This window comes from Kitasatospora sp. Xyl93 (assembly GCF_055383135.1).
On sequence record NZ_AP029185.1, the window covers coordinates 3,926,373 to 3,948,246 of the forward strand.

Annotated in this window: 23 protein-coding genes and 1 tRNA gene; 13 read left to right on the forward strand and 11 right to left on the reverse strand. The window is 74.1% G+C overall.

What is annotated here, in order from left to right; genetic code table 11:
• Window positions 1–18 precede the first annotated feature (18 nt).
• Together ACZ5GH_RS17520 and ACZ5GH_RS17525 are read right to left on the reverse strand one after the other, a co-directional pair.
• Window positions 19–792 (reverse strand): isocitrate lyase/PEP mutase family protein, encoded by a 774-nt coding sequence (locus ACZ5GH_RS17520; RefSeq protein ID WP_464334703.1) that lies wholly within the window; start codon window positions 790–792, stop codon window positions 19–21.
• On the reverse strand, window positions 789–2,255 hold the full coding sequence (locus ACZ5GH_RS17525) for a cytochrome P450 family protein (protein ID WP_464334704.1): 1,467 nt from the start codon (window positions 2,253–2,255) through the stop codon (window positions 789–791). Before ACZ5GH_RS17525 ends, ACZ5GH_RS17520 begins: the two co-directional genes overlap by 4 nt.
• A gap of 163 nt (window positions 2,256–2,418) precedes the next feature.
• Between ACZ5GH_RS17525 and ACZ5GH_RS17530 the strand changes: the two genes are divergently transcribed.
• On the forward strand, window positions 2,419–3,114 hold the full coding sequence (locus ACZ5GH_RS17530; protein WP_387752362.1) for an ArsR/SmtB family transcription factor: 696 nt from the start codon (window positions 2,419–2,421) through the stop codon (window positions 3,112–3,114).
• Between the two features lie 95 nt (window positions 3,115–3,209).
• Here ACZ5GH_RS17530 and ACZ5GH_RS17535 read toward each other — a convergent pair whose 3' ends face one another.
• From ACZ5GH_RS17535 to ACZ5GH_RS17550, 4 genes are all read right to left on the reverse strand, one after another.
• Window positions 3,210–3,719, reverse strand: a complete 510-nt coding sequence (locus ACZ5GH_RS17535; RefSeq protein ID WP_387752359.1) for a DinB family protein — start codon at window positions 3,717–3,719, stop codon at window positions 3,210–3,212.
• A 66-nt stretch (window positions 3,720–3,785) separates the two neighbouring features.
• A complete protein-coding gene (locus tag ACZ5GH_RS17540; protein ID WP_464334705.1) occupies window positions 3,786–4,583 on the reverse strand; it encodes a VOC family protein in 798 nt (265 codons plus the stop codon).
• A gap of 143 nt (window positions 4,584–4,726) precedes the next feature.
• Window positions 4,727–7,240, reverse strand: a complete 2,514-nt coding sequence (locus ACZ5GH_RS17545; protein WP_464334706.1) for a terpene synthase family protein — start codon at window positions 7,238–7,240, stop codon at window positions 4,727–4,729.
• Between the two features lie 240 nt (window positions 7,241–7,480).
• Window positions 7,481–7,828, reverse strand: a complete 348-nt coding sequence (locus ACZ5GH_RS17550) for a DoxX family protein (protein WP_401105854.1) — start codon at window positions 7,826–7,828, stop codon at window positions 7,481–7,483.
• A 264-nt stretch (window positions 7,829–8,092) separates the two neighbouring features.
• Between ACZ5GH_RS17550 and ACZ5GH_RS17555 the strand changes: the two genes are divergently transcribed.
• Window positions 8,093–8,737, forward strand: a complete 645-nt coding sequence (locus ACZ5GH_RS17555; protein WP_464334707.1) for an HhH-GPD-type base excision DNA repair protein — start codon at window positions 8,093–8,095, stop codon at window positions 8,735–8,737.
• 108 nt (window positions 8,738–8,845) lie between these two features.
• Here ACZ5GH_RS17555 and ACZ5GH_RS17560 read toward each other — a convergent pair whose 3' ends face one another.
• On the reverse strand, window positions 8,846–10,324 hold the full coding sequence (locus ACZ5GH_RS17560) for an MFS transporter (protein ID WP_464334708.1): 1,479 nt from the start codon (window positions 10,322–10,324) through the stop codon (window positions 8,846–8,848).
• Window positions 10,325–10,424: 100 nt separating this feature from the next.
• Here ACZ5GH_RS17560 and ACZ5GH_RS17565 point away from each other — a divergent pair, with 100 nt between their 5' ends.
• Window positions 10,425–11,390: a helix-turn-helix transcriptional regulator gene (locus ACZ5GH_RS17565; RefSeq protein WP_464334709.1), complete on the forward strand. Its 966-nt coding sequence runs from the start codon at window positions 10,425–10,427 to the stop codon at window positions 11,388–11,390.
• A 29-nt stretch (window positions 11,391–11,419) separates the two neighbouring features.
• Here the strand turns inward: ACZ5GH_RS17565 and ACZ5GH_RS17570 are convergent, their stop codons facing one another.
• Window positions 11,420–12,310, reverse strand: coding sequence for a hypothetical protein (locus ACZ5GH_RS17570; protein ID WP_464334710.1), 891 nt, complete (start codon window positions 12,308–12,310; stop codon window positions 11,420–11,422).
• A gap of 3 nt (window positions 12,311–12,313) precedes the next feature.
• Window positions 12,314–12,832 (reverse strand): YbhB/YbcL family Raf kinase inhibitor-like protein, encoded by a 519-nt coding sequence (locus tag ACZ5GH_RS17575; protein WP_387752322.1) that lies wholly within the window; start codon window positions 12,830–12,832, stop codon window positions 12,314–12,316.
• 83 nt (window positions 12,833–12,915) lie between these two features.
• Between ACZ5GH_RS17575 and ACZ5GH_RS17580 the strand changes: the two genes are divergently transcribed.
• Window positions 12,916–13,602 (forward strand): rhomboid family intramembrane serine protease, encoded by a 687-nt coding sequence (locus tag ACZ5GH_RS17580; protein ID WP_387752319.1) that lies wholly within the window; start codon window positions 12,916–12,918, stop codon window positions 13,600–13,602.
• A 98-nt stretch (window positions 13,603–13,700) separates the two neighbouring features.
• Window positions 13,701–14,867: a hypothetical protein gene (locus ACZ5GH_RS17585; protein WP_464334711.1), complete on the forward strand. Its 1,167-nt coding sequence runs from the start codon at window positions 13,701–13,703 to the stop codon at window positions 14,865–14,867.
• 74 nt (window positions 14,868–14,941) lie between these two features.
• On the opposite strand, the gene ACZ5GH_RS17590 is transcribed toward ACZ5GH_RS17585, so the two are convergent.
• Window positions 14,942–16,519 (reverse strand): helicase HerA-like domain-containing protein, encoded by a 1,578-nt coding sequence (locus ACZ5GH_RS17590; protein ID WP_464334712.1) that lies wholly within the window; start codon window positions 16,517–16,519, stop codon window positions 14,942–14,944.
• A 202-nt stretch (window positions 16,520–16,721) separates the two neighbouring features.
• On the opposite strand from ACZ5GH_RS17590, the gene ACZ5GH_RS17595 reads away from it, so the two are divergent.
• Entirely contained in the window at window positions 16,722–17,018 is a 297-nt protein-coding gene (locus ACZ5GH_RS17595) for a type II toxin-antitoxin system VapB family antitoxin (RefSeq protein ID WP_030061387.1), read from the forward strand.
• A 274-nt stretch (window positions 17,019–17,292) separates the two neighbouring features.
• Complete coding sequence (locus ACZ5GH_RS17600; protein WP_387753172.1) at window positions 17,293–17,967, forward strand: LytR C-terminal domain-containing protein; 675 nt, start codon at window positions 17,293–17,295, stop codon at window positions 17,965–17,967.
• Window positions 17,968–18,042: 75 nt separating this feature from the next.
• Here the strand turns inward: ACZ5GH_RS17600 and upp are convergent, their stop codons facing one another.
• The gene (gene upp, locus ACZ5GH_RS17605; protein WP_387752309.1) at window positions 18,043–18,678 is read right to left on the reverse strand and encodes a uracil phosphoribosyltransferase; all 636 of its coding nucleotides are present in this window, start codon (window positions 18,676–18,678) and stop codon (window positions 18,043–18,045) included.
• A gap of 162 nt (window positions 18,679–18,840) precedes the next feature.
• Between upp and ACZ5GH_RS17610 the strand changes: the two genes are divergently transcribed.
• From ACZ5GH_RS17610 to ACZ5GH_RS17635, 6 genes are all read left to right on the forward strand, one after another.
• Window positions 18,841–19,077, forward strand: coding sequence for a hypothetical protein (locus ACZ5GH_RS17610; protein ID WP_387752306.1), 237 nt, complete (start codon window positions 18,841–18,843; stop codon window positions 19,075–19,077).
• A 335-nt stretch (window positions 19,078–19,412) separates the two neighbouring features.
• Window positions 19,413–19,970 (forward strand): tRNA adenosine deaminase-associated protein, encoded by a 558-nt coding sequence (locus ACZ5GH_RS17615; protein ID WP_387752303.1) that lies wholly within the window; start codon window positions 19,413–19,415, stop codon window positions 19,968–19,970.
• 50 nt (window positions 19,971–20,020) lie between these two features.
• Window positions 20,021–20,548 (forward strand): tRNA adenosine(34) deaminase TadA, encoded by a 528-nt coding sequence (tadA, locus tag ACZ5GH_RS17620; RefSeq protein ID WP_464334713.1) that lies wholly within the window; start codon window positions 20,021–20,023, stop codon window positions 20,546–20,548.
• 66 nt (window positions 20,549–20,614) lie between these two features.
• A tRNA-Ser gene (locus ACZ5GH_RS17625) sits at window positions 20,615–20,701 on the forward strand.
• Window positions 20,702–21,185: 484 nt separating this feature from the next.
• Window positions 21,186–21,350 carry a hypothetical protein gene (locus ACZ5GH_RS17630; RefSeq protein WP_199823286.1) on the forward strand — a complete coding sequence of 55 codons (165 nt, stop codon included), beginning with the start codon at window positions 21,186–21,188 and terminating at the stop codon, window positions 21,348–21,350.
• An 88-nt stretch (window positions 21,351–21,438) separates the two neighbouring features.
• Window positions 21,439–21,732, forward strand: a complete 294-nt coding sequence (locus tag ACZ5GH_RS17635) for a Dabb family protein (protein WP_380699755.1) — start codon at window positions 21,439–21,441, stop codon at window positions 21,730–21,732.
• The last annotated feature ends 142 nt before the right edge of the window (window positions 21,733–21,874 follow it).

The following is a 21,874-nucleotide window of genomic DNA, read 5'->3' on the forward strand; positions in this document are numbered from 1 at the left end:
GCCCCGGGGCGGACCCGCTCAACTCCCGCTGAGCGCCTGCACCTCCGCGTAGCCCGGCACCGGCCCGACCGGCTCGCCCGCCGCGACGGCTGCCGCCGTGGCCACCGCCGCCGCCAGCGCCGCGCGGTACAGCAGCGAGCCCAGGCTGACCCGGGCCACCCCGAGCGCGGCCAGCTCGGCGAGGCCCGGGCCGCCCGGCGTCCAGAGGATGTTGAGCGGGACGGCGACCGCGCCGACCAGCCGGCCGATGACCGCCGGATCGGCCAGGCCGGGGACGAACACACCGTCCGCGCCCGCCTGCTGGTAGGCGTCCAGGCGCCGGAGCGCCTCCGCTTCGGGGGCGTCCCGGCCGCACCAGTAGGCGTCGGTGCGGGCGTTCACGAACAGCTCCGGTACGGCCGCCTTCACCGCCGCGACCTTCGCGGCGTGCCGGGCGGACGCGGTCAGCGTGCCGTCCGCCCGGCCGTCCTCCAGGTTGATGCCGACCGCTCCGGCCCTCGCCAACTCCACGGCCAGTTCGGCAACTTCGTCCGGGTCGTCGCTGAACCCGGACTCCACGTCGACGCTGAGCAGGAAGCCGCGGCGGCCGAGCCTGCGCGCCAGCCGTACGGTCTCCGCACGGGTCGCGGCGGCACCGTCGGGCAGACCGGCGACGGCCGCCACGCCCAGGCTGGTGGTGCCGATCGCGGGGTGGCCCTGGGCGGCGAGGGCGACGGCCGAGGCGTGGTCCCAGGCGTTGGGGAGCAGCAGCGGCCGGCCGGGGCGGTGGTGCAGGGCGGCGAAGGGGGTCATCGGACCGTCTCCACCGGGTCGTTCGCGAGGTCTCCGGTCGCGCCGAGCGGGCCGCGCGTAACGTCCGTCGGGCCGCCGGTCGTGTTCGCCGCGCCGCCGGTCGTGTTCGCCGCGCCTTCGGCCGGTTCAGTCGCGCTTTCGGTCGGTTCAGTCGCGCCGCCTGCCTGGTCGGCCAGGTGCCCGAGGGAGTCCGCGTAGTAGTACCCGGCCTCGGAGACGTGGCAGACGATCTGCCGGAAGCTCCAGCCCGTCCCCGGCGAGTCGTCCAGCCGCTCGTCCGGCAGCGCGGCGACCCGCCGGGACCAGATCCCGGCCAGTCGGGTCAGCCGGCTGCGGGCCTCGTCCAGGTCGGCGATGGTGAACGGGGCGAGGTCGGCCGGGGTGGTGATGCCGGAGGCGTGCCAGCGGTCCGGCTCGGTCGGCTCGCCGGCCAGCCGGGCCTCGAACTCGGCGAGGTGGTCGATGAGATGGTCGGTGATGCGGCGAAGTGCCTTGTGCGGCGCGTAGGTCCGGCCGTCGCCGTTGACGGTCGGGCGGCCGTCCCAGGCCGTCCAGCCGGCCGCCCGAGCGAGCACGTGGTCGACCATCTCCGGTACCAGGGCGGCGAGTTCGGCCTTGCCAAGGTCCGGCGCCGGAGGCGTTTCGGTGTCCGCCGGATCGGAGGCGCCGTACTGGATGCCCTCGGCGATCGCCAGGGCCTGCGAGCGGCCCGGGCAGCTCCGGGGCGGGGCGCCGAAGGTGAGCGCGACGCCCTCCGGCGCACCGGCCTGGGCGGCCGCGATGTCCAGCAGGACCAGCGTCCCGGCCGGTACCGCGACCCCGCCGACCTCGGTCGCCCGGGCGGCGAGCCGCCGCATCGCCCGGACCGGCGGGTCCGAGCGCAGCACGCCGGCCGGCCCGTCACCGTGCCGGCGGGCGGCCTCGACCAGCGCGGCGGTGGCGTCGCAGGCCTGGACGAGCAGGCCGATCCGGTTCGCGGCCGACTCCTCGTCCCCGTCCCCCATCGCGGGCAGCAGCCGGGCCACCGCCGCGTCCGCCGAAGGGTCCGCCGCCGGGCCCCCCGCCGGGCCGGCCGGGGTGTCGGCGAAGTACGCCCGGGACACCGCCGCGACGTCCCGGGCCACGGCCTCCGGGTCGGCCAGGCCGAGCTCCGCCGCGAGCACCCGGACCACCCGCAGCCGCACGTCGGGCTCGAAGCCCCCGGCGGCGGCCACCCGCAGCCGGGCCGGGTCCAGCCGCTCCAGGTCGGCCAGCACCAGCGCCCGGCGCCGGGCGTGCGGTTCGCCGGAGCTGAACCGGGCGACGGCGGACCGCAGCCAGGCCACCGTGCCGGGGCCGGCGCCGGGCGCGAGGGGCGCGGCGGGCAGCGGGACCAGCGCCGGGTCGGCCAGGGCCGCCGTCACGTCCTCGTAGCGGGAGAAGGTCATGGTCGCGGGGTCGGAGACCACCGTGGGTTCGCTCATGCCGTCATCGTGGCCCCGGGTCGTTTCGGCGCCGGCCGAACCGTGCCGGGGCGACCCTGGAGGCATGTCCCCGGCTCCGCTCCCCCACGCGGCCCCTCATCCGCCTCCTCGTCCGCCCCTCCACCCGTCCCCCGAAACGTCCCCGTGCCCCGACCATGGAGGCATGACGCTCGCCGCCTTCGCCGCCCTGCTCGCCGACCCCACCCGCGCCGCCTTCTGCACCGCACTGCTCGACGGCCGTGCCTGGACCGCCGGCGAACTGGCCCGGCACGCGAGCGTCGCGCCGTCCACGGCCAGCGAGCACCTGTCCCGGCTGATCGCGGGCGGGCTGCTGGCCGAGGAACGGCAGGGCCGGCACCGGTACGTCCGGCTGGCCACGCCCACGGTGGCCACGCTGATCGAGGACCTCACCGTCTTCGCCGAGTCCGGCCCCCGCCCCGCGGCCGCGCCCCGCAGCCTGGGCGAGGCCACCCGGCTGAGCGCCGAGGCCCGCGCCCGTACCTGCTACGACCACCTGGCCGGGCGCCTCGGCGTGGCCGTGTCGGACGCGCTGCTCGCCCACGGCCTGGTCACCGAGGTGGGCGGGCTGGCCGTCACCGAGCGCGGCCGGGACTGGCTGGCCGCGCAGGCGATCGAGCTGCCGCCGCGCGCGGGCCGCCGGGGCGGACGCCCGGTGGTGCGCGGCTGCCTGGACTGGACGGAACGCCGCACCCACCTGGGCGGGGCGCTGGGCGCGGCGCTCTGCCGGGCCGCGCTGGACCGGGCCTGGGTGGAGCGGATCGGCTCCGGCCGGGCCCTGCGGGTCACCCCGGACGGCGGCCGGGCGCTGCGCGAACTCCTGGGCGTGGAGCTGCCTTGACGGTCGTCCGGGCGGCGGAGAGCTGTCCGACCGGCCGGCCGACCACCACCGGCGAGAGCTGCCCGGCCGGCCGGCCGACCACCACCGGAGCCCACTCAGCCCATCGACTTCGCCCCATCCAGCGACTCCCGGATGATGTCCGCGTGCCCCGCGTGCTGCGCGGTCTCGGCGATCAGGTGCAGCAGCACCCGCCGGGCCGACCAGGCCGTGCCCGGCGGGAACCAGGGCGCGGGCGGCAGCTCGTGGGCGAGGCCGAGGTCGGGCAGGGTCCGGATCAGCTCGTCCGTCCCGCGCGCCACCCGCTCGTACTCGGCGAGCAGCCCGGCCAGCGTGTCGCCCTCCACCATCCGGAACTGGGCCGCCCAGGTGTCCGCGTCGTCGGGGCCGTGCTCCCCGTTCCGGCCCCGCATCGCCTCCGCGCCGCCGGTCATGAACCGCGCCCAGCGCGCCTCGACCGCCGCCACGTGCTTGAGCAGGCCGCCGAGGCACAGCTCGCTGACCGTGGTGCGCTCGGCCGCCTGCGCGTCGGTGAGGTCCCGGACAGTACGTCGCAGCAGGTCGCGGTGCTTGTCCAGCGTCTCGGCGAGCTCCTCGCGCTCACCCACGGCCCACCGCGATCCGTCGCTCGGCAGACCGCCGCCCCGCGGCCCACCGCCCCGCAGGCCGCCCCATCAGACGTCCACCGTCTTCGGCGGCTCGCCGACCGTCCGCCCGAGGTCGATCAGCCCGAAGGCCGCACCCTGCGGGTCGCCGACCGCCGCGAACCGGCCGAACGGGCTGTCCGTCGGCCCGACGTACACCTTGCCGCCGCGCGCCGTCAGCCGCTCGATCGCGGCGTCGGTGTCGTCCACCGCGAAGTAGACGCTGATGTACGAGGGGGCCTGCGGCGGCAGGAAGTCGCCCTCCGCTCCCATCCGGCCCAGCACCGGCCGGTCGCCGACCTGGAACATCCGGTAGTCGAACTCCTCGGAGTCCATCTTCGCCACGCCGTACGGGAAGACCGCCGGGAAGAAGGCGTCCGCCTTGGCCGGTTCGCGGGTCACCAGTTCGGCCCAGCTGTACGCGCCGGGCTCGCCCTGCTTCTCGAAGCCCTCGTGCCGCCCGGCCTCCCAGACGCCGAACACCACCCCGCCCGGGTCCTTGGCGATCACCATCGTGCCGAAGTCGCCGATCTGCATCGGCCCCATGACCACCTCGCCGCCGTTGGCGCGGATCCGCGCCGCGGTGGCTCCGGCGTCCGGCGACGCCAGGTACAGGCACCAGGCGGACTCGGCCTCCGCACCGGGCATCGGCGGCACGACCGCGGCGACCGCCTTGCCGTCCGAGTACGCCTGGGTGTAGCTGCCGAACTCCGACGAGCTCTCGCCGAACGTCCAGCCGAGCACGTCGCCGTAGAAGGCCTTCGCGCCCTCCACGTCGGTGAACATCGCGTCGGCCCAACAGGGTGTGCCCTCAGGTAGCGCAGCCATCTCTCTGCCCTCGTGTGTGGCGAAGTGCGCGCGCCGGAGGACGCGCGCCGGCCCCCGGTTGGCCAGCCTAGCCACGGGGCGGCGCGCCCGCGCGGGCTGGGCTCCGCGCGGGTCGCGCCGCCCCGGTGGGGGGCCTCAGCGGCTCACGGGCGCGGCACGCCCGCCCCCGAGCGCGGTGAGGACGCGCCCAGGCGCAGCGAGGACGTGCCCAGCCCGGTCGGCCCGAGCGGCAGCGCGGGCGCCGGCACCGCCGCGGGAGCCGTCGGAACCGTGCGAGCCGTCGAGGCCGTGGGCGGCGTCGGCGCCTCGGCCGCGGCCGCCGTGGCCGCCCGCCGGGCCTGCGAGGCCTCCGCCAGGTCCCGCTCGGCACCGAAGTGCCGCTCCAGGTCGGCCGTGCCGTAGCGGAGACAGCCCTCGTGCCAGCTCAGGATCCCCGCGAGCCAGTTCTCCAGCTCTCCCACATACCCGTCGAGCAGCTCCCTGGCCTCCTGCGTCAGCCCGAAGTCCTCGTAGACGACCGGGAGTTCCTTCTGCGCGACGTGCTGGAACTGGTCCAGCCGCGAGTGCATCAGGTCGTCGACGATCCGGACCGCCGACTCGTAGCCGCAGTCGAAGAAGTTCTGCACCACCAGGACGACGTTGTGCAGCTCGCCCTCGTACTCGACCTCCTTCTGGTACGAGAAGAGGTCGTTCATCATGCACGCGTAGTCCATCGCGGAGTTCTCCAGCGCGCGCATCGAGCCGTGGTCGTACACCTCCTGCGGGACGGCCTTCCCGTGGCCGAGCCGGGAGAGGCTCGTGGTGAGCTCGGAGCCGAACGTGGAGCGGCGCATCTCCAGGTAGTCCACCGGGTCCGGGATCCGGTTCTGGATCTGGTTGGCCAGCTCCCAGATCCAGCTGTCCAGCATGGCCTCGACCGCCACCCGAAACCGGCCCCTGGCCTCGACGGTCATCGGACCGGCGGTGCGCTCCCAGAGGTCGGCGAGGCTGCGCTCCAGCGCGTTGCCCGGCTCCGGCGCGGGGGTGCCGTCCACCGGCATGAACAGCGACAGCCGCGCGTTGGCGGCCTTGGCGCCGCCCAGGTCGCGGGTGTGCCCGAAGGCCCGGGGGTAGTAGTCGTCGGCCCAGGTGCCCCAGGCCAACCAGGCGGAGGCGATGTCGAGTTGGTCGGCCGTGGCGTCCGGATGGATGCCGGCCGCGCAGAGCGGGAGGTCGTAGTCGCGCATCGACTCGGCGTCCCAGATGCCGGATGCGGGGACGCCCGGCTCCGCCGCCAGCAGCCCCATCCGCTCGGCCCACTCGATCACCCGCTCCCGGGCGCCGTCCAGGTGGGGGCTCAGCCGGAGGTCGTACGGCAGCCTGAACTCGGGCAGCAGGGACGGCCCGATGGCCTGGTACGGCACGTGGCCGTACGACCGCGCCCGCCGCCGGGCCGGGCCCGCCGCCCCCCGGGCCGCCGAGGCCGCGCCCTCCTTCGCGGAGGCCGCCTGGGCCGTCGGCGCCCCCGCGGCCGTGCTGCGCAGGATGTCCAGCGCCGAGGTGCCGATGCCACCGATCGCGTACTGGTCCCACCAGTTGCCGCCGGACGGCCCGCCCGGCAGCCCGGCCGGCCCACCACCCGAGCCCGGCGCCACCTCGCCCGACCCGCCCGAACGCGCCGCCGCCCCACCGCCGTTCATGTACCGGCTGGACCGCAGGTGCCACTCGTGCCCGCCGGACTGCCAGTCCTGGAGGCCCTTGACGTACGCCATCACCCGGGCACGGCCCGCCGGATCGAGCCCGGTCTCCGCGAACAGCACCGGCAGTTCGGTGAACACGGTGCTCTCGAACTGCTGGAGCCGCGAGGTGAGCAGGTCGTTGACCGCGTCGGCGGCCTCCTGGGTGGAGCACTCCAGGAACCGCTCCAGCACCAGGATGCCGTTGCTCAGCTCCCCCTCGTCCTCCACCTCCCGCTGGTACGAGAAGATGTCGTTGCGCAGGTGCACCCCGTCGGAGAAGGCGTCCATCAGCACCCGCAGCGACCGCGAGCCCGACACCTCCGCGGGCACCTCGGCACCGGCCGCGTACTCGACCAGCTGCGCCGACCAGGGGGCGCCGCCGACCTTGCGGCGCATCTCGATGTACTCGACCGGGTTGGCCACCCGGCCCTCGTTGATGTTGGCGAGCTCCCACAGGGACTCGTCGAGCAGGTTGCGGGTGCTCTCCGCGAACCGGATCCGCCAGTCCTCGCCCATCGCCGGCACGGTGCGCCGCCACAGGTCGGCCAGCCCCGCCTCGACCGGGTTCTCCGGCTCGGGCAGCGCGGCGGCCGGATCGGTCGGCATGAACAGCGGCAGCCGGTCGAGGTGGGCCTTGCCCGCCTCGCGGTCGTTGGTGCGCTTGTACATGTCGAGGAAGTGGTCGTCGAAGAAGAAGACCCACACGTACCAGTCGGTGACCAGCGACAGCGCCTCGGCGGAGGCGTCGGGATGGGTGTACGCGCAGAGCAGGCCGTAGTCGTGGGCCTCCAGATCGGCCTGGTCCCAGATCCCGGAGCCCTCCAGCATCCCCATCTCCCGGGCCCAGCCGGTGGAATGGGACCGCGCCTCCTCCAGATGGGGATTGAGACGTGCCGGGTGTGGCACGTAGAAGGACGGCAGTTCGAACGGCTGGGTCACGGCTGCGAGCCTTTCTGGACACGTCGAGTGGACCAAGGATGACCCGCCGTCAGCTCACCGCACCGGCACAACAGAAACAGTCATATGAAATGACTCGCTCCCCCCACGCAAATCCACTCCCCCGGCCGAGCGCTCCCCGATCCCCCACACACCCCCCGTACGCCACGATCCGCCGGGGCGGGCCGTGGTCGGCCCGCCCCGGCGGGGCGGAGGCGGGGGCGCGGGCAGGGGCCCTCCGGCTCAGGCCGCGAGGGCGAGGACGAGGGAGGCGGCGACGGGCGCCATGTAGACGAGGGGGAAGGGGACGTGGGCGTAGGCGCGGGCGCGGAGGACGGTGACGACGGCGCCGAGGAAGTAGAGGACGACGCCGACCGCGGCCGCGTAGCCGACGGCCGGGACGGCGAGGCCGACCAGCAGGCCGAGGGCGCCGGCCGCCTTGGCGACGCCGAGCCAGGTCCACCAGGCGCGCGGGACGCCGTAGTCGGCGAGGGGCTTCACTACGTACTCGGCGCCGGCGAAGACGGAGTAGGCCGAGAAGCCGACCATGAGGGCGCCGAGGACGGTGACGACGGTGTGGGCGATGGACATCGGAGGGCTCCCCATTCGACGGCTGTTCGGTTCGACACTCCCCTGACCCGGGGCACCCGACGGATGTGACAGAGGCGGGCAAAAAATTGTCCGCACCACCCCCATGCCCTGCCCGGAAACCGCTCCGCCAACGAACAATGCCGCTCTGACAAGGCCTTGAACAGACAAGACTTCCCCGGATACGGGCGTGTTGACCGCGTACGCCAACGCCGCTTCCACCAGACTGGGCGCCGACCCGACGTCAACTCCGAGGAGGGCAAGCCCATGAACGTCACCGTCCGGCTCGCACAGCAGCCCGAGGCCGACGAGCTGCTCGGACGCAGTGCGCTCGCCGCGCTCGTCGGCATGCTGCTGGACCAGCAGGTCCCGATGGAGTGGGCGTTCACCGGCCCGCTGACCATCGCCCAGCGCCTCGGCCACGACGACCTGGACGCCCACGAGATCGCCACCTACAACCCGGAGGAGTTCGTCGCGCTCCTCTCCGCGAAGCCCGCGGTCCACCGCTACCCGGCCGCGATGGCCAAGCGGGTGCAGCAGCTCTGCCAGTTCCTCGTCGCCCAGTACGACGGCGACGCCGCCGCGCTGTGGAAGGACGTCCGCACCGGCAAGGAGCTGCTCAGCCGGCTCAACGCCCTGCCCGGCTTCGGCAAGCAGAAGTCGCAGATCTTCCTGGCCCTGCTCGGCAAGCAGTACGGGGTGCGGCCCGAGGGCTGGCGGGAGGCGGCCGGGGCGTACGGCGAGGAGGGCGCGCACCGCTCGGTGGCCGACATCACCGGCCCCGAATCCCTGACCCTGGTACGGGAGTTCAAGCAGGAGACGAAGCGCGCCGCGAAGGAGGCCAAGGCCGCCGCCAAGCCGCGCACCACCACCCGTACGGCCGCCGCCCCCGCCCCGTCCGGTGCGCGCTGACCGACGGTCGGCCCGCCCGCCCGGCGGCACCGCGGCCGGGCCTTCCCAGAGCGCGACGCGGGCCCCGGCCGCGCCGCGCGACCGGGGCCCGCGAACGGGAGTGCTCCGTCAGGCCGGGACGGGCTCGCGCTCCTCCGCGGAGGAACCGGCCACCGGCCCGACCGCCTTGCGCCGCCGCGGCAGCGCGAACATCAGCAGGAACACGGCGAGCAGCACCCCGGCGACCCACCACATGGCGTGCACGAAGGCCCCACCGAACGCCGTACCGACCGCCTCCGGCACGACCACGTCGTCCATCGCCCCGAAGAAGGCCACCGACACCAGGCCGAGCCCGAGCGCGTTGCCGACCTGCTGCACGGTGTTGATCAGCCCGGACGCCGAACCGGCGTGCTCGCGCGGCACCTCCGCCAGCACCGCGTCGGTGATCGGCGCGACGATCAGCCCCATCCCGAGGCCCATCACCACCAGCGGCAGCGCCATCTGCCAGGCCGCGATCGCCGTCCCGTACCGGTCCGCCTCCCAGATGTAGACGAGCACGCCCGCCGCCATCACCAGCGCGCCGGTCTGCAGCACCTTGCGCCCGAACCGCGGCACCAGCTTCTGCACCGACAGGCCCGCCGCCGTGGAGACCGCGATCGAGAACGGGATGCCGGTCGCACCGGCCTTGAGCGGGCTCCAGCCCAGCCCCACCTGCATGTAGAGGGTCCAGACCAGGAAGAAGATGCCGAGCGCCACCCCGAAGGCCAGCTGCACGCAGATCCCGGCCGCGAAGGACTTCACCCGGAACAGCGCCAGCTCCACCAGCGGCGAGCCGTCCCGCCGCGTCTTGACCTTCTCGTACACCACGAACAGGACGAACACCGGCAGGCTCCCGGCCATCGACAGGTAGCCCCACAGCGGCCAGCCGGCCTCCCGGCCGTGCGTCAGCGGGTAGATCAGCATCAGCAGACCGAGGCTGGCCAGCGCCACGCCCACCAGGTCCAGCTTCAGCGCCTGGTCGGCCTTCGACTCGTCGATGAAGCGGCGGCCGAGCAGCAGCCCGGCGATGCCGACCGGCAGGTTGATCAGGAAGATCGGCCGCCAGGCCAGGCCGAACAGGTCCCACTCGGTGAGCAGCGCGCCGATCATCGGACCGGAGACCGCGCCCAGCCCGACCACCGCGCCGAACAGGCCGAACACCTTGCCGCGCTCCTCCGCCGGGAAGGTCGCGTGGATGATCGACAGCACCTGCGGGACCATCAGCGCCGCCGTCCCGCCCTGCAGCAGCCGGGTCGCGACCAGCATCTCCGGGTTGGCCGCCAGCCCGCACAGCGCCGAGGCCAGCGTGAATCCGCCGATCCCGATCAGGAACACCCGCTTGCGGCCGTGGATGTCGCCCAGCCGGCCGCCGGTGATCAGCCCGATCGCGAAGGCCAGCGCGTAGCCGCCGGTGACCCACTGGAGGGTGCTGAAGGAGGCACCGGTGTCCTGCTGGATGCTCGGGATGGCGATGTTGACGATGGTGACGTCCACCAGGTCCATGAAGGAGGCGACCATCACGATCGTCAGCGCGATCCACCTCCGCCGATCCGCTGCCGCGGTGCTCATTCCGCCGTCCTCTTTCCTCACGTCCGCCTTTTTCACGTCCGTGACGGTAACGACCATGTAGGTCAGAACCTGTCCTAGTCGTTACGGCATGCTGAAGAACATGAGCGATACCCCGGCCCGGCTGCTGAACCTGCTGTCCCTGCTCCAGACCCCGCGCGAGTGGCCGGGCAGCGAGCTGGCCGAGCGGCTCGGCGTCAGCCCCCGCACGATCCGGCGCGACATCGACCGGCTGCGCGAACTCGGCTACCCGGTGCGGGCCAGCATGGGCGCGGTCGGCGGCTACCGGCTGGTCGCGGGCACCGCGATGCCCCCGCTGCTGCTGGACGACGAGGAGGCGGTGGCCATCGCGGTCGGGCTCCGCGCGGCGGCCGGGCACGCCGTGGTGGGCATCGAGGAGGCCTCGGTGCGGGCGCTCGGCAAGCTGCTCCAGGTGCTGCCGGGCCGGCTGCGGCAGCGGGTCGGGACGCTCAACTCCGCGACCGTGCCGCTGCTCACCGGGGACGGCCCGACCGTCGACCCGGAGGACCTCACCGTGCTCGCCCGGGCCGTCACCGCCCGGGAGCGGCTGCGCTTCGGCTACCGGGCGTACGACGGCGCCGAGACCAGGCGGCAGGTCGAGCCCGAGCGGCTGGTCTCGGTCGGCCGGCGCTGGTACCTGGTCGGCTACGACCTGGACCGCGCGGACTGGCGGCTCTTCCGGGTCGACCGGCTGACCGGCCCGGCCGCCACCGGCGTCCGCTTCACCCCGCGCCAGCTCCCCGCCGAGGACGCCGCCGCCTACGTGGCGGGCAAACTGCACCGCCCGTCACCGAGCGGCACCGTGGTCGCCACCGTGCACGCCCCGGCCGACCGGGTCCGGCACATCCTCCGGTCGGGCGACTCCGAGGTCGAGCCGATCGACGGGCACAGCTGCCGGCTGCGCTCGCACTCGGACTCGCTGGAGTGGACGGCGATGCGGCTGCTGTCGCTGGACTGCGCCTTCGAGGTGCACGAGCCGCCGGCACTCCGCGACCACCTGCGCCGGCTCGCCGCCCGCGCCCGGCACGCGGCGGGCCCGGAGGGCTAGGAAGGCCAGGACGCCGGAACGGCCGAGGGTCAGGCCGCCACCCGGAACCAGCCGTCGCCGGAGCGGAACCACAGCACCCCGTCCCGCCCGTAGGCGCAGCGCCGGTCGAGCTCCCCGGGGACGTCCACCCGCTCACGGCGCACCTCCCGCCAGCCCTTCCGGCTCTCCCGCTCGCACCGGACCAGCTGACCGTCGGGCTGGAGGAACACGGCCCGATCCCCGGCGATCGCGAAGCCGACCGGCTGCCGGGCCGGCAGCCGCAGGACGACCGGCTCGCCCCCGGCGGGGTCGATCCCGGTGAGGTGGCTCCGGTCCCCGTACCAGGCGAGCCAGGCCCGCCGTCCCTCGGTGGCGGCGGCGAGACCCTCCAGGGGTTCGTCGCCCAGCGCCTCGAAGTCCGGCCGCCAGACGGTCCGCCCGGCGGTGTCCAGCCCGAGCAGGCCGCACCGGCCGAGCGGGTCGTCGCCGTGGTTGCCCTCGTCGCCGAAGGCCAGCCAGATCCGGCCGTCCCGGTCGGTGATCAACGCCTGGATGTCGTCGCCGAGTCGCAGCTCCCGGGCCGGTCGGCCGTCCGGGCCGAACACCTGGCCGTTGTGCTCCCGGCCGTCCGCCGTCTCCTCGGCCCGGCCCCCGGCCAGCAGCACCCGCCCGCCCGGCAGCAGCGCCAGCAGGTCCGGCGACACCCCGGCCCCGGCGATCGGCACCCGCCACCCGCCGTGCGGGCCGTGCACCACCACTTCGCCGTCGAACGGCAGCCGGGCGGCCGGCCACGAGCCGGCCGGCGCCAGGCACCGCTCCGGCACCAGCAGGACGGCGAGTTCCCCCTGCGGCCCGACCGTCCAGGCCGGGGCCCGGCGGCCGGCCCGTACGTCCTCCTCGGGCAGCCGCCAGACCTCGACCGGACGGTCGGGCATCGCCATTGCTCAGACCCCGTACTCGGCGGTCAGCAGCGCCCGGCCCAGGGTGTGGAAGGTGAGGTTGAAGCCCACCTGGGCCGGCGGGGTGTCGGCGGCGACGTCCAGCTTCTCCACGTCCAGCGCGTGCACGGCGAAGACGTAGCGGTGCGGGGCGCCGGGCGGCGGGGCGGCACCGTCGTACCGGTTGCCCGGGAAGTCGTTGCGGCCGTGGAAGGAGGCCTCGCCGGGCAGGTCGGCGTCCGAGGACCCGGCGCCGCGCGGCAGTTCGGTGGTGTCGGCGGGCAGGTTGAGGGCGAGCCAGTGCCACCAGCCGGAGCCGGTCGGCGCGTCCGGGTCGTAGCAGGTGACCGCGATGCTCCGGGTGCCCTCCGGCAGGCCCGACCAGGCCAGCTGCGGCGAGAGGTTGCCGCCCGCGTGGACGAACTCCTGGCCCAGCGTGCCGCCTTCGGTGAGGTCCTGGCTGCTGAGCCGGAAGGACGGCACCTGCGGCAGGAACTCGTACGGCAGCGGCGGACGAACACTCATGGGTGGTCACCTCTCACGGTCGGAATGACACGAGTCACTGTAATGGGGTGCACGTCCGATCCCGGCGCCCCTACAGTCGGGGCATGGCCGCCAAATTCGCCCAGTTGTTCGCCGACTCGCGTCGCGCGCTGTTCACCATGCTCGGCATCCAGGCCGTCATCTGGTCGGTGCAGGTGGTCAACTGGCTGGACGACTACGGGCTGTCGCGGGACTTCGGCCTGCGCACCGAGCAGGTCGGGGACCTCCCCGAGATGTTCACCATGCCGTTCCTGCATTTCAGTTGGAGCCACATCGAGGCCAACTCCTGGCCGCTGTTCGTGCTCGGCTTCCTGTCCGCGTACCGCGGCATGAAGAAGTTCCTGCTGGCCAGCCTGGTGATCCTGGTGTCCGGCGGGCTGCTGGTCTGGCTGCTGGAGGGCCCGAACACGGTGACCGCCGGGGCGAGCGGCATGGTCTACGGCTATCTGGGCTACGTGGTGCTGCGCGGCGTCCTGGACCGCAACGTGCTGGACGCGGCGGTCGGCATCGTCATCGCGGCGGTCTACTCGACCATCCTGATCGGGGTGCTGCCGGTCACCCCGGGCGTCAGCTGGCTGGGCCACCTCGGCGGGCTGATCGGCGGACTGGCCGCCGCCGTGCTGCTGCGCGAGCGACCGGCCGCCCGGCAGGCCCGGCAGTCGGCCGCACCGCAGGGGACCGCAGCGCAGGGGACGGCGCCGAACAGCCCCGGATCCGCCCTGCTCAAGCAGCTGGACGAGCTCGGCCTGTGAGGCCGGGCGGCGTACGCCGCCCGGGGCATCAGGTATAGACCAATCCCACCGCTGGGGCTAGCGTGGACCGCTCACCTCCCCAGCTCCGGAGCCGCACCGTGCAGTCGTCCGTCCTCGCCTTCGCCACTGACCTGCTCGACGAGGGCGCCGACACCTTCTTCGGCAACCTCGCCGACCGCGCCGGGGTCGGCGGCGTCACCCTCGCCTCGGTCTACCACCAGGCCCGCGACGTCTTCCCGCACAACCCCCGCCGGGTGGTCCGCTACCTGGAGCCGGGCGCGGCCTACTTCCGCCCCGACCCGACCCGCTGGGCGGGCCGCCGCCTGGCCCCCGTCCCGTCCACCGCGCTGGACGGGCGCGACCCCTTCGCCGAGGCCGCCGAGGAGACCCGCCGCCGCGGCCTGAAGCTGCACGCCTGGACGGTCTTCTGCCACAACGACCGGCTCGGCTTCGCCCACCCCGACTGCGCCCCGGCCAACGCCTTCGGCGACCGCCACCTCACCGAGCTCTGCCCGGCGAACCCGGAGGTCCGGGAGTACGCGCTGACCCTGGTCGCCGAACTGGCCCGGTACGGCGTGGACGCGATCCGCGCCGAGTCCCTGCACTTCCACGGCCTGCGCCACGGCTACCACCACGAGCGCTACTTCGAGGAGCTGGGCCCGAGCGCCGAGGCGCTGCTCGGGGTCTGCTTCTGCCCGCACTGCCGCGCCGCCGCCACCGGCGCCGGCGTCCCGGCCAACGAGGTGGCCGAGGCGGTCCGCACCGAGCTGCGCCGCCGGCTGGCCGACGAGTCCGCGGCCGCCGAGCCCGCCGACCTGAGCGCCCTCGCCGACGGCGCCTTCGCCGCCTACGTGGACGCCTCCGCCGCCACGGTCACCTCGCTCGCCGCCGAACTCACCGAACAGGCCCGCCGGCACGGCATGCGGCTGAGCTTCATGGACGGCGGCGGCCCGGGCACCGGCTGGCTCTCCGGCATCGACCTCCCGGCCCTCGCGCAGGCCACCGACCAGATCGAGACCCTCGGCTACGCGAAGACCCCGGAGGCGGTCCGGGAGAAGATCGCCGCCTTCGCCCTGCACGGCGTCCACCCGCGGTCCATGGCGGTGATCCTGCGCCCGATGTCCTCCGACTGCGACGGCCCGGAGAACCTCGCCGCCAAGATCGCCGTGCTGCGCCGACTCGGCGTCCCCGAGGTGGAGTTCTACAACTACGGCCTGATGCGGCTGTCCTCCCTGGACCGGATCGGCGCCGCGCTCGCCGGCTGACCGGCCGGCGCCGCGCCCCACCGCCTCACCGCCCCACCGGCCGACCGGCCGGCGCCGCACTCGCCGACCCCCCGTCAGCGCCGCCGCTTGGACGTCCCGAACAGGCTGCGCGAGATCTCCTGCCCGAGCTGCCGCCCGGCCGAGCGCGCGAAGGACTTCACGGCCGGGTTGTTCAGCAGCGAGCCGAGCAGCCCGCCCGCACCCGAGTGCTCCCTCGCCCGCTCCCCCGACTCCCCCCGCTCCTCCCGCCGCGGCGCGGGCTGCTCGGGCTGCCCGGCCGGCGCCGCCTCCGGCCGGGGCGCGCGCGCCGCCAGCTTCTCGTACGCCGACTCCCGGTCGACGGCGTCCCGGTAGCGCGCCGTCAGCGGCGAGGCGTCCACCACCGCCCGCAGGTCCGCCGCCCCGAGCGGCCCCATCAGCGACTGCGGCGCCCGCAGCCTGGTCGCCGCGACCGGCGTCGGCGCGCCCTTCTCGGAGAGGACGGTGACCACCGCCTCGCCGGTGCCCAGCGAGGTCAGCACCGCGCCGAGGTCGTACGAGGACCGTGGGAAGGTCGAGACGGTGGCCTTCAGCGCCTTGGCGTCGTCCGGGGTGAAGGCGCGCAGCGCGTGCTGCACCCGGTTGCCCAACTGCGCCAGCACGTCGGACGGGACGTCCCGCGGTGTCTGGGTCACGAAGAAGATGCCGACGCCCTTGGAGCGGATCAGCCGCACGGTCTGGGTGATCGCCTCCAGGAACGCCTTGGAGGCACCCTTGAACAGCAGGTGCGCCTCGTCGAAGAAGAACACCAGCTTGGGCCGGTCCAGGTCGCCCACCTCGGGCAGCTCCTGGTAGAGGTCGGCGAGCAGCCACATCAGGAAGGTGGAGAACAGCCGCGGCCGGTCCTGCACCGCGGGCAGCTCCAGCACCGAGACCACGCCCCCGCCGTCCGGGGTGGTCCGCAGCAGCTCGGCGGTGTCGAACTCGGGCTCGCCGAAGAACGCCCCGGCGCCCTCGTTCTCCAGCACGGTGAGCGCCCGCAGGATCACCCCGGCGGTGGCCGCCGAGAGCCCGCCGATGGTCCGCAGTTCCTCCCTGCCCTCCGGCGAGGCGAGGAAGGCGATCACCGCGGTGAGGTCCTTGAGGTCGTAGAGCTCCAGGCCCTTGCCGTCGGCGTAGTGGAACACCAGGCTGAGCGAGGACTCCTGGGTCTCGTTCAGGTCGAGCACCTTGGCAAGCAGCAGCGGCCCGAAGCTGGTGACGGTGGCCCGGATCGGGATGCCCGCGCCCTGCCCGCCGAGTGAGTAGAACTCGGCCGGGCAGCCCCGGGGCGTCCACTGCTGCCCCACCTCGGCGGCCCGGGCGGTGGTCCGCTCGCTCGGCGTCCCGGGCGCGGCGACGCCGGAGACGTCCCCCTTGACGTCGGCCAGGAACACCGGCACGCCCTGCCCGGAGAGCTGTTCGGCGATCAGCTGGAGGGTCTTGGTCTTCCCGGTGCCGGTGGCCCCGGCGACCAGCCCGTGCCGGTTGAGCACGCCCAGCGGGACGCGCACCCGGGCGTCCGGGTACGCGGTGCCGTCCAGCAGCACCGCGCCGAGGTCGAGCGCGGGGCCGGTGAAGGCGTACCCGTCGGCGATCTCCCGGACGGCCTGCGGGGTGGGGTCGGAGGACATCGGTGCACACTCCTGAGCGGATCGGAACGCTTCGGAACGCTTCGGCATCGGCTTTCATCGACTCGGAACCCGATCGGCACCGGGCGATGTTCGCGACATTTCCCATCAAACAGCCGCATTCGTCCACGCGCAGTTCACACCGGCGCGCGCGGCGGCGCCGCGGCTGCTGCGCCATCCGCCGCCCAAACGGTAGGCTTTCCGTGTGATCTTCAAGCGCATCGGCAATGGGCGGCCGTACCCGGATCACGGCCGGACGAGCACCCGCCAGTGGGCTGACGTCGCCCCGCGCCCGGTGCGACTCGACCAGCTGGTGACCACCAAGGGGCAACTCGACCTCGAAACCCTCCTGGCCGAGGACTCGACGTTCTACGGGGACCTCTTCGCCCACGTGGTGAAGTGGCACGGCGACCTCTACCTGGAGGACGGCCTGCACCGGGCCGTCCGGGCCGCGTTGCAGCAGCGCCAGGTGCTGCACGCCCGCGTCCTCGAGATGGAGTGACGGCCCCCGCCACGGGGACCGCCGGGCCGCCACGGGCTCTTCCGGACCGCCCCCTCGCCACCCGGCGGAGGGCGGTCCGCGCGTACCCCGGTACCCCCGTTCGGGTACCGGGGTACGCCAGATGATGATCGTTTAGTACCTTCGAGGCCGTACGGCACTACGCTGCTGACTACGGCCGCGACCAGGGGATTCCGCCCGCAGCGGGGGAAGTCCCCACCCGGCCGATCCGTCATCCCGACCCCGCCCCGGCACGAGGGGGAGACAAACCGTGAGCATGTTGACTCCCCGAGGCCTCAAGGGGAAGCAGTACCGGGTCACCGGCAACACCTACCCGCGGTTGGGCCGCCCCCCGAAGAAGAGCCGCAAGGTGATCGCCGCGCTCGCGGGCCTGCTCGCCCTGGCCCTGATCGGCCTGGGCGGCCTGCAGCTGTACGACATCTTCACCGGCAGGAACAAGAGCGCCTCGGCCCAGGCCTGCGCGACCCCGTCCGGCAAGGCGCTGGCCGCCCCGACCCCGGGGGCCACCCCGGGCGCCTCCGGCGCGCCCGCCGCCGCGCAGGGCGACCCGCACGCCGTCCCGCAGCCCGCCGCCGTCACCGTGAACATCTACAACGCCACCACCAAGGCCGGTCTGGCCGGCCGGACGGCCGAGGAGTTCAAGAAGCGCGGCTTCGTCATCGGCAAGGTCGGCAACGCCCCGGCCGAGCTGGACAAGAAGGTGCCCGGCACCGCCCAGGTGATCGCCGGGCCGGCCGGCGCCGGCGCGGGCACCCTGGTCGGCTCGCAGATCGCCGGGGCCGCCGTCACCGCCGACGCCCGCACCGACGCCACCGTGGACTTCGTGATCGGCGACAGCTACAACGCCCTGCTGGACGAGACCCAGGCCGCCGCCGCCCTCGCGCTGGCCACCAAGCCCTCCCCCACCCCGACCGCCACCGGCAGCTGCTGAGGCGCCGAACACCGAGAGCCCCCGGCAGACACAGTGCCGGGGGCTCTCGGTGTTCGGTGGTTCGGGTGGGGAGGCTCAGCCGGCCGTGCCGTACAGGCGGTCGCCCGCGTCGCCGAGGCCGGGGACGATGTAGCCGTTCTCGTTGAGCCGCTCGTCCAGGGCGGCGGTGACCACGGTGACCGGCAGGCCCGCCAGCTCCCGCTGCATCACCTCGACGCCCTCGGGGGACGCCAGCAGCACCACGGCGGTGACGTCGGTGGCCCCGCGCTCGATCAGCATCCTGAGCGCGGCGACCAGGGTGCCGCCGGTGGCCAGCATCGGGTCGAGCACGTAGACCTGGCGGCCGGAGAGGTCGTCCGGCATCCGGGTGGCGTAGGTGGAGGCCTCCAGGGTCTCCTCGTTGCGGACCATGCCGAGGAAGCCCACCTCGGCGGTCGGCAGCAGGCGGGTCATCCCGTCCAGCATGCCGAGGCCGGCCCGCAGGATCGGGACCACCAGCGGTCGCGGGTAGCTGAGCCGGGTACCCGTCGTGACCGCCACGGGGGTGGTGATCTCCACCTCGTCGGTGCGGACGTCCCGGGTGGCCTCGTAGGCGAGGAGGGTCACCAGTTCGTCCGTCAGGCGACGGAAGGTCGGCGAGTCGGTGCGCTCGTCGCGCAGGGTGGAGAGCTTGTGGGCGACCAGGGGGTGGTCGACGACGTGGAGACGCATGTACCGAGGTTAGCCCGGTCCTGGACGGGTGTACGACCGCCGTGCCCCACCCGCGTGCCGGACCGGGTGACGTTCCGGTGACACGCCGTGACCCGCCGCGGATGTCCGGACGGAACTGCCCCCTGTGGTATCAACCGGGCCGTTCGGGGAATGTCACGTCTTATGACGAGCAACCCGAACGCCGGGGACGGCTCGAAGGACGAGCCCGTCGACGGGGCGGGCCGCAGCCCGGGCCCGCCGTACGACCATCCGGAGACCGAGGCGGAGCGCCGCAAGCGGCGGGCCGTCTTCCTGCGCGAGCTCACCGAGGCCCGCGAGCTGCGGGAGCGGGTGCAGCCCCGACGGACCAAGGAGCGGCGGATGCGCGAGGCGATGCGGATGCGGACCTTCCGGATCTGACCGGCCCGGACGACGCCCGGACACGGCCCCCGCACCGCCCTGGCAGGCCCCTGCCGCAGGCCCCGCCCGCCCCCGGACGGCCCGCGAAACGGCCCGCCCCGATCCCGACGGGCGTTCGGAGCAATTTTCGACCGGCCCCGGACCGCCCCGGCCCGACTTCACCGCCCGCCACCCGGTCCTTCCGACACGACCTGCGAAGACGCGCTGCCGAACACCCCCCGCGAGGGCGGGCTTTCTGTCACGATTCCGATGGGACGGTCCGAACAAGCGGACCGCCTCTGGCGCGGGGGCGGCCAGAATTCCGCGTCGCCCGTGCGCGCCGACAGCCGAGACCGATGATCTTGGGAGTGTCCCTGGTGGCGTACTTCGCTGCAGTGCTTGCTCGCACCGAGGACGGGTGGGATGTGAGCGAGACGGAGCTCGACGACGTCGAAACCCTGGCCGATCTGACCGATCTGGCCCGCGACTCCGCCCAGGACGACGACAGCGTCCTGATCTTCATCGAACAGGAGGACGCCTGGTTCGCCGTCGTCCGCGTGGACGGCGAGGAGGACCCGCGGATCTTCGTGTCGGACGGTGCCGCGGCCGCCCGCAGCTCCTACGGCGCCGTCCTCACCGACGAGTTGGTCGACCAGGCCGGCGAGAGCGAGTTCGGCGACCTGGACCACCTGCTGGACGAGGCCGAGGAGGCCGAGGAGCAGGACGAGGAGGACGCCGACGCCCGCGGCGGCGTCCCGGTCGGCCCGCTCGGCGACGCCCACCTGCTCACCGAGTTCGGCCTCGCCTCCGACGCGCTGCTCGCGCTCAGCGGCGAGGGCGCGGTGCCGGGCGACGCCCTGGAGGAGATCGCCGAGGCCCTGGGCTGCGGCGAGGTCCTGGAGGCCGTCCGGTAGCGGGGTCGGTCATGCCGGTGTCCGCCACCGGATACCCGACACTGGATGCCATGCAGCCCGCATCCACCCCGCTCACCGTCCCGCTCGTCCCCCCGCTGCCCGCCCCCGTCCGCCCCGACCCGGTCCGCGACCGCTGGGCGGCGCCGATGCGCCTCGCGATGGCCGAGGCCGCGCTGGCGCCGGCCACCGGCGACGTACCGGTCGGGGCGCTCGTCCTGGACCGGCACGGCGAGGTGATCGGACGCGGCCACAACGAGCGCGAGGCGGTCGGCGACCCGACCGGGCACGCCGAGGTGGTCGCGATCCGGCAGGCGGCCGAGAAGACCGGGGAGTGGCGGCTGAGCGGCTGCACGCTGGTCGTCACGCTGGAGCCGTGCACCATGTGCGCCGGCGCCATCGTGCTGTCCCGGATCGACCGGGTGGTCTACGGCGCCCTCGACGAGAAGGCCGGCGCGGCCGGCTCGCTCTTCGACGTGATGCGCGACCGCCGGCTCAACCACCGCCCCGAGGTGATCTGGGGCGTGCTCGCCGACGAGTGCGGCGAGCAGCTGCGCGCCTTCTTCGACACCCACCGCTGAGGCCCGCCGACCGCGGTGGCGATACGGATTTCGTGACTGCGCCACACCTCCGGTAGAGTTCCTCTCGGTAGCGTGTCCGAGCGGCCAAAGGAGCACGCCTCGAAAGCGTGTGTGGGGGCAACTCCACCGTGGGTTCGAATCCCACCGCTACCGCTCGAAAGCCCGAGGGCCCGTCCGATCCGGACGGGCCCTCGGCGTTCGTCCGGCGCGGGCCTGCCGTCCGGTGCCGGGGAGCAGGCCCGCGCGGGCACGAGGAGCGGCTCCGCACCCCGGGCCGATGACCACCGGTGCCCGGTCCGTACGGAGCCTGGAGGGGGAGCGGCTCGGGGGGACTGACCGCTCCCCCGACGGAGTCCCACAACCGGCGCCGCGTCGGGGGGAGCCGCGGCGACCGGTCCCACAGCGGGGAGCTCCGGATCCACGTACCGGGGGATTCCTGCCAGATCCCCGGCACGTCCTCCATCCTGCCGCCCGGGCCTCGGCCGGGCACCCGGAGAAAGGCCCCACTCGCGGGGACCTTCGTCCCGGCGGCCGAACGCGTCGCACACTTGATAGCCCGTCCGGGTGGATAAGCTGCCCCTGCAGGCCGCTCGGGGACCGGATGACGGCGGCGCACAGCTCGGAGGAAGGTCACCCGATGGCGCAGGCGAAGAAGATCGGCATGGTCCTCCTGCTCGTCTTCGTGCTCTACTCGATCATCACCTCGCCCTCCCGGTCCGCCGAGCTGGTCCAGCTCGGGTTCGAGGGGATCTCGAACGCGGCCAAGGCGGTCGGCACCTTCATGACCGGTCTGATCAAGTGACGGACGGCCTCCTCCGGATGACGGCCGGCCCCGCGCACCGGCTACGGTGAGCGCGACCCTCTGTCCCCGTCCGCGAGGAGCGGCAATCGTGATCCGGCACCTGGTCCTGTTCAAGCTCAACGAAGGCGTCAGCAAGGACGAAGAGCGCGTGCTCGCCGGCGCCAAGGCCTTCGACGCGCTCGGCGCGGTGATCCCCGAGCTGCGCGAGTGGGAGTGCGGCTGGAACACCACCGAGCGCGACATCGCGTACGACTACGCGATCAACAGCCTGGTCGAGGACCGCGACGCCCTCCAGGCCTACCTCACCCACCCGGACCACCAGGCCGCGGCCGGCCTCTGGCGCGAGTTCGCCACCTGGGTGATCGCCGACGTCGAGGTCTGAGCGGCCGTCCGGCTCCACCCCGTCCGACCCAGCCCGTCCGGAGCCAGCCCCAGCGCCCTTCCCCCGGACGGACCGCGGCGCCCCGTCCGGCCTCCGGACGGGGCGCCTCGCTCTGCCCCGGAACGACCCTTGCGGCGCTTCG

Excerpts from the sequence above, each read along its gene's own strand:
- ACZ5GH_RS17520 (WP_464334703.1), bottom strand. The coding sequence starts at position 792 with ATGACCCCCTTCGCCGCCCTGCACCACCGCCCCGGCCGGCCGCTGCTG.
- ACZ5GH_RS17525 (WP_464334704.1), bottom strand. The coding sequence starts at position 2,255 with ATGAGCGAACCCACGGTGGTCTCCGACCCCGCGACCATGACCTTCTCC.
- ACZ5GH_RS17530 (WP_387752362.1), top strand. The coding sequence starts at position 2,419 with ATGACGCTCGCCGCCTTCGCCGCCCTGCTCGCCGACCCCACCCGCGCC.
- ACZ5GH_RS17540 (WP_464334705.1), bottom strand. The coding sequence starts at position 4,583 with ATGGCTGCGCTACCTGAGGGCACACCCTGTTGGGCCGACGCGATGTTC.
- ACZ5GH_RS17550 (WP_401105854.1), bottom strand. The coding sequence starts at position 7,828 with ATGTCCATCGCCCACACCGTCGTCACCGTCCTCGGCGCCCTCATGGTC.
- ACZ5GH_RS17555 (WP_464334707.1), top strand. The coding sequence starts at position 8,093 with ATGAACGTCACCGTCCGGCTCGCACAGCAGCCCGAGGCCGACGAGCTG.
- ACZ5GH_RS17560 (WP_464334708.1), bottom strand. The coding sequence starts at position 10,324 with ATGAGCACCGCGGCAGCGGATCGGCGGAGGTGGATCGCGCTGACGATC.
- ACZ5GH_RS17565 (WP_464334709.1), top strand. The coding sequence starts at position 10,425 with ATGAGCGATACCCCGGCCCGGCTGCTGAACCTGCTGTCCCTGCTCCAG.
- ACZ5GH_RS17570 (WP_464334710.1), bottom strand. The coding sequence starts at position 12,310 with ATGGCGATGCCCGACCGTCCGGTCGAGGTCTGGCGGCTGCCCGAGGAG.
- ACZ5GH_RS17575 (WP_387752322.1), bottom strand. The coding sequence starts at position 12,832 with ATGAGTGTTCGTCCGCCGCTGCCGTACGAGTTCCTGCCGCAGGTGCCG.
- ACZ5GH_RS17580 (WP_387752319.1), top strand. The coding sequence starts at position 12,916 with ATGGCCGCCAAATTCGCCCAGTTGTTCGCCGACTCGCGTCGCGCGCTG.
- ACZ5GH_RS17590 (WP_464334712.1), bottom strand. The coding sequence starts at position 16,519 with ATGTCCTCCGACCCCACCCCGCAGGCCGTCCGGGAGATCGCCGACGGG.
- ACZ5GH_RS17600 (WP_387753172.1), top strand. The coding sequence starts at position 17,293 with ATGTTGACTCCCCGAGGCCTCAAGGGGAAGCAGTACCGGGTCACCGGC.
- upp (WP_387752309.1), bottom strand. The coding sequence starts at position 18,678 with ATGCGTCTCCACGTCGTCGACCACCCCCTGGTCGCCCACAAGCTCTCC.
- ACZ5GH_RS17610 (WP_387752306.1), top strand. The coding sequence starts at position 18,841 with ATGACGAGCAACCCGAACGCCGGGGACGGCTCGAAGGACGAGCCCGTC.
- ACZ5GH_RS17615 (WP_387752303.1), top strand. The coding sequence starts at position 19,413 with ATGATCTTGGGAGTGTCCCTGGTGGCGTACTTCGCTGCAGTGCTTGCT.
- tadA (WP_464334713.1), top strand. The coding sequence starts at position 20,021 with ATGCAGCCCGCATCCACCCCGCTCACCGTCCCGCTCGTCCCCCCGCTG.
- ACZ5GH_RS17630 (WP_199823286.1), top strand. The coding sequence starts at position 21,186 with ATGGCGCAGGCGAAGAAGATCGGCATGGTCCTCCTGCTCGTCTTCGTG.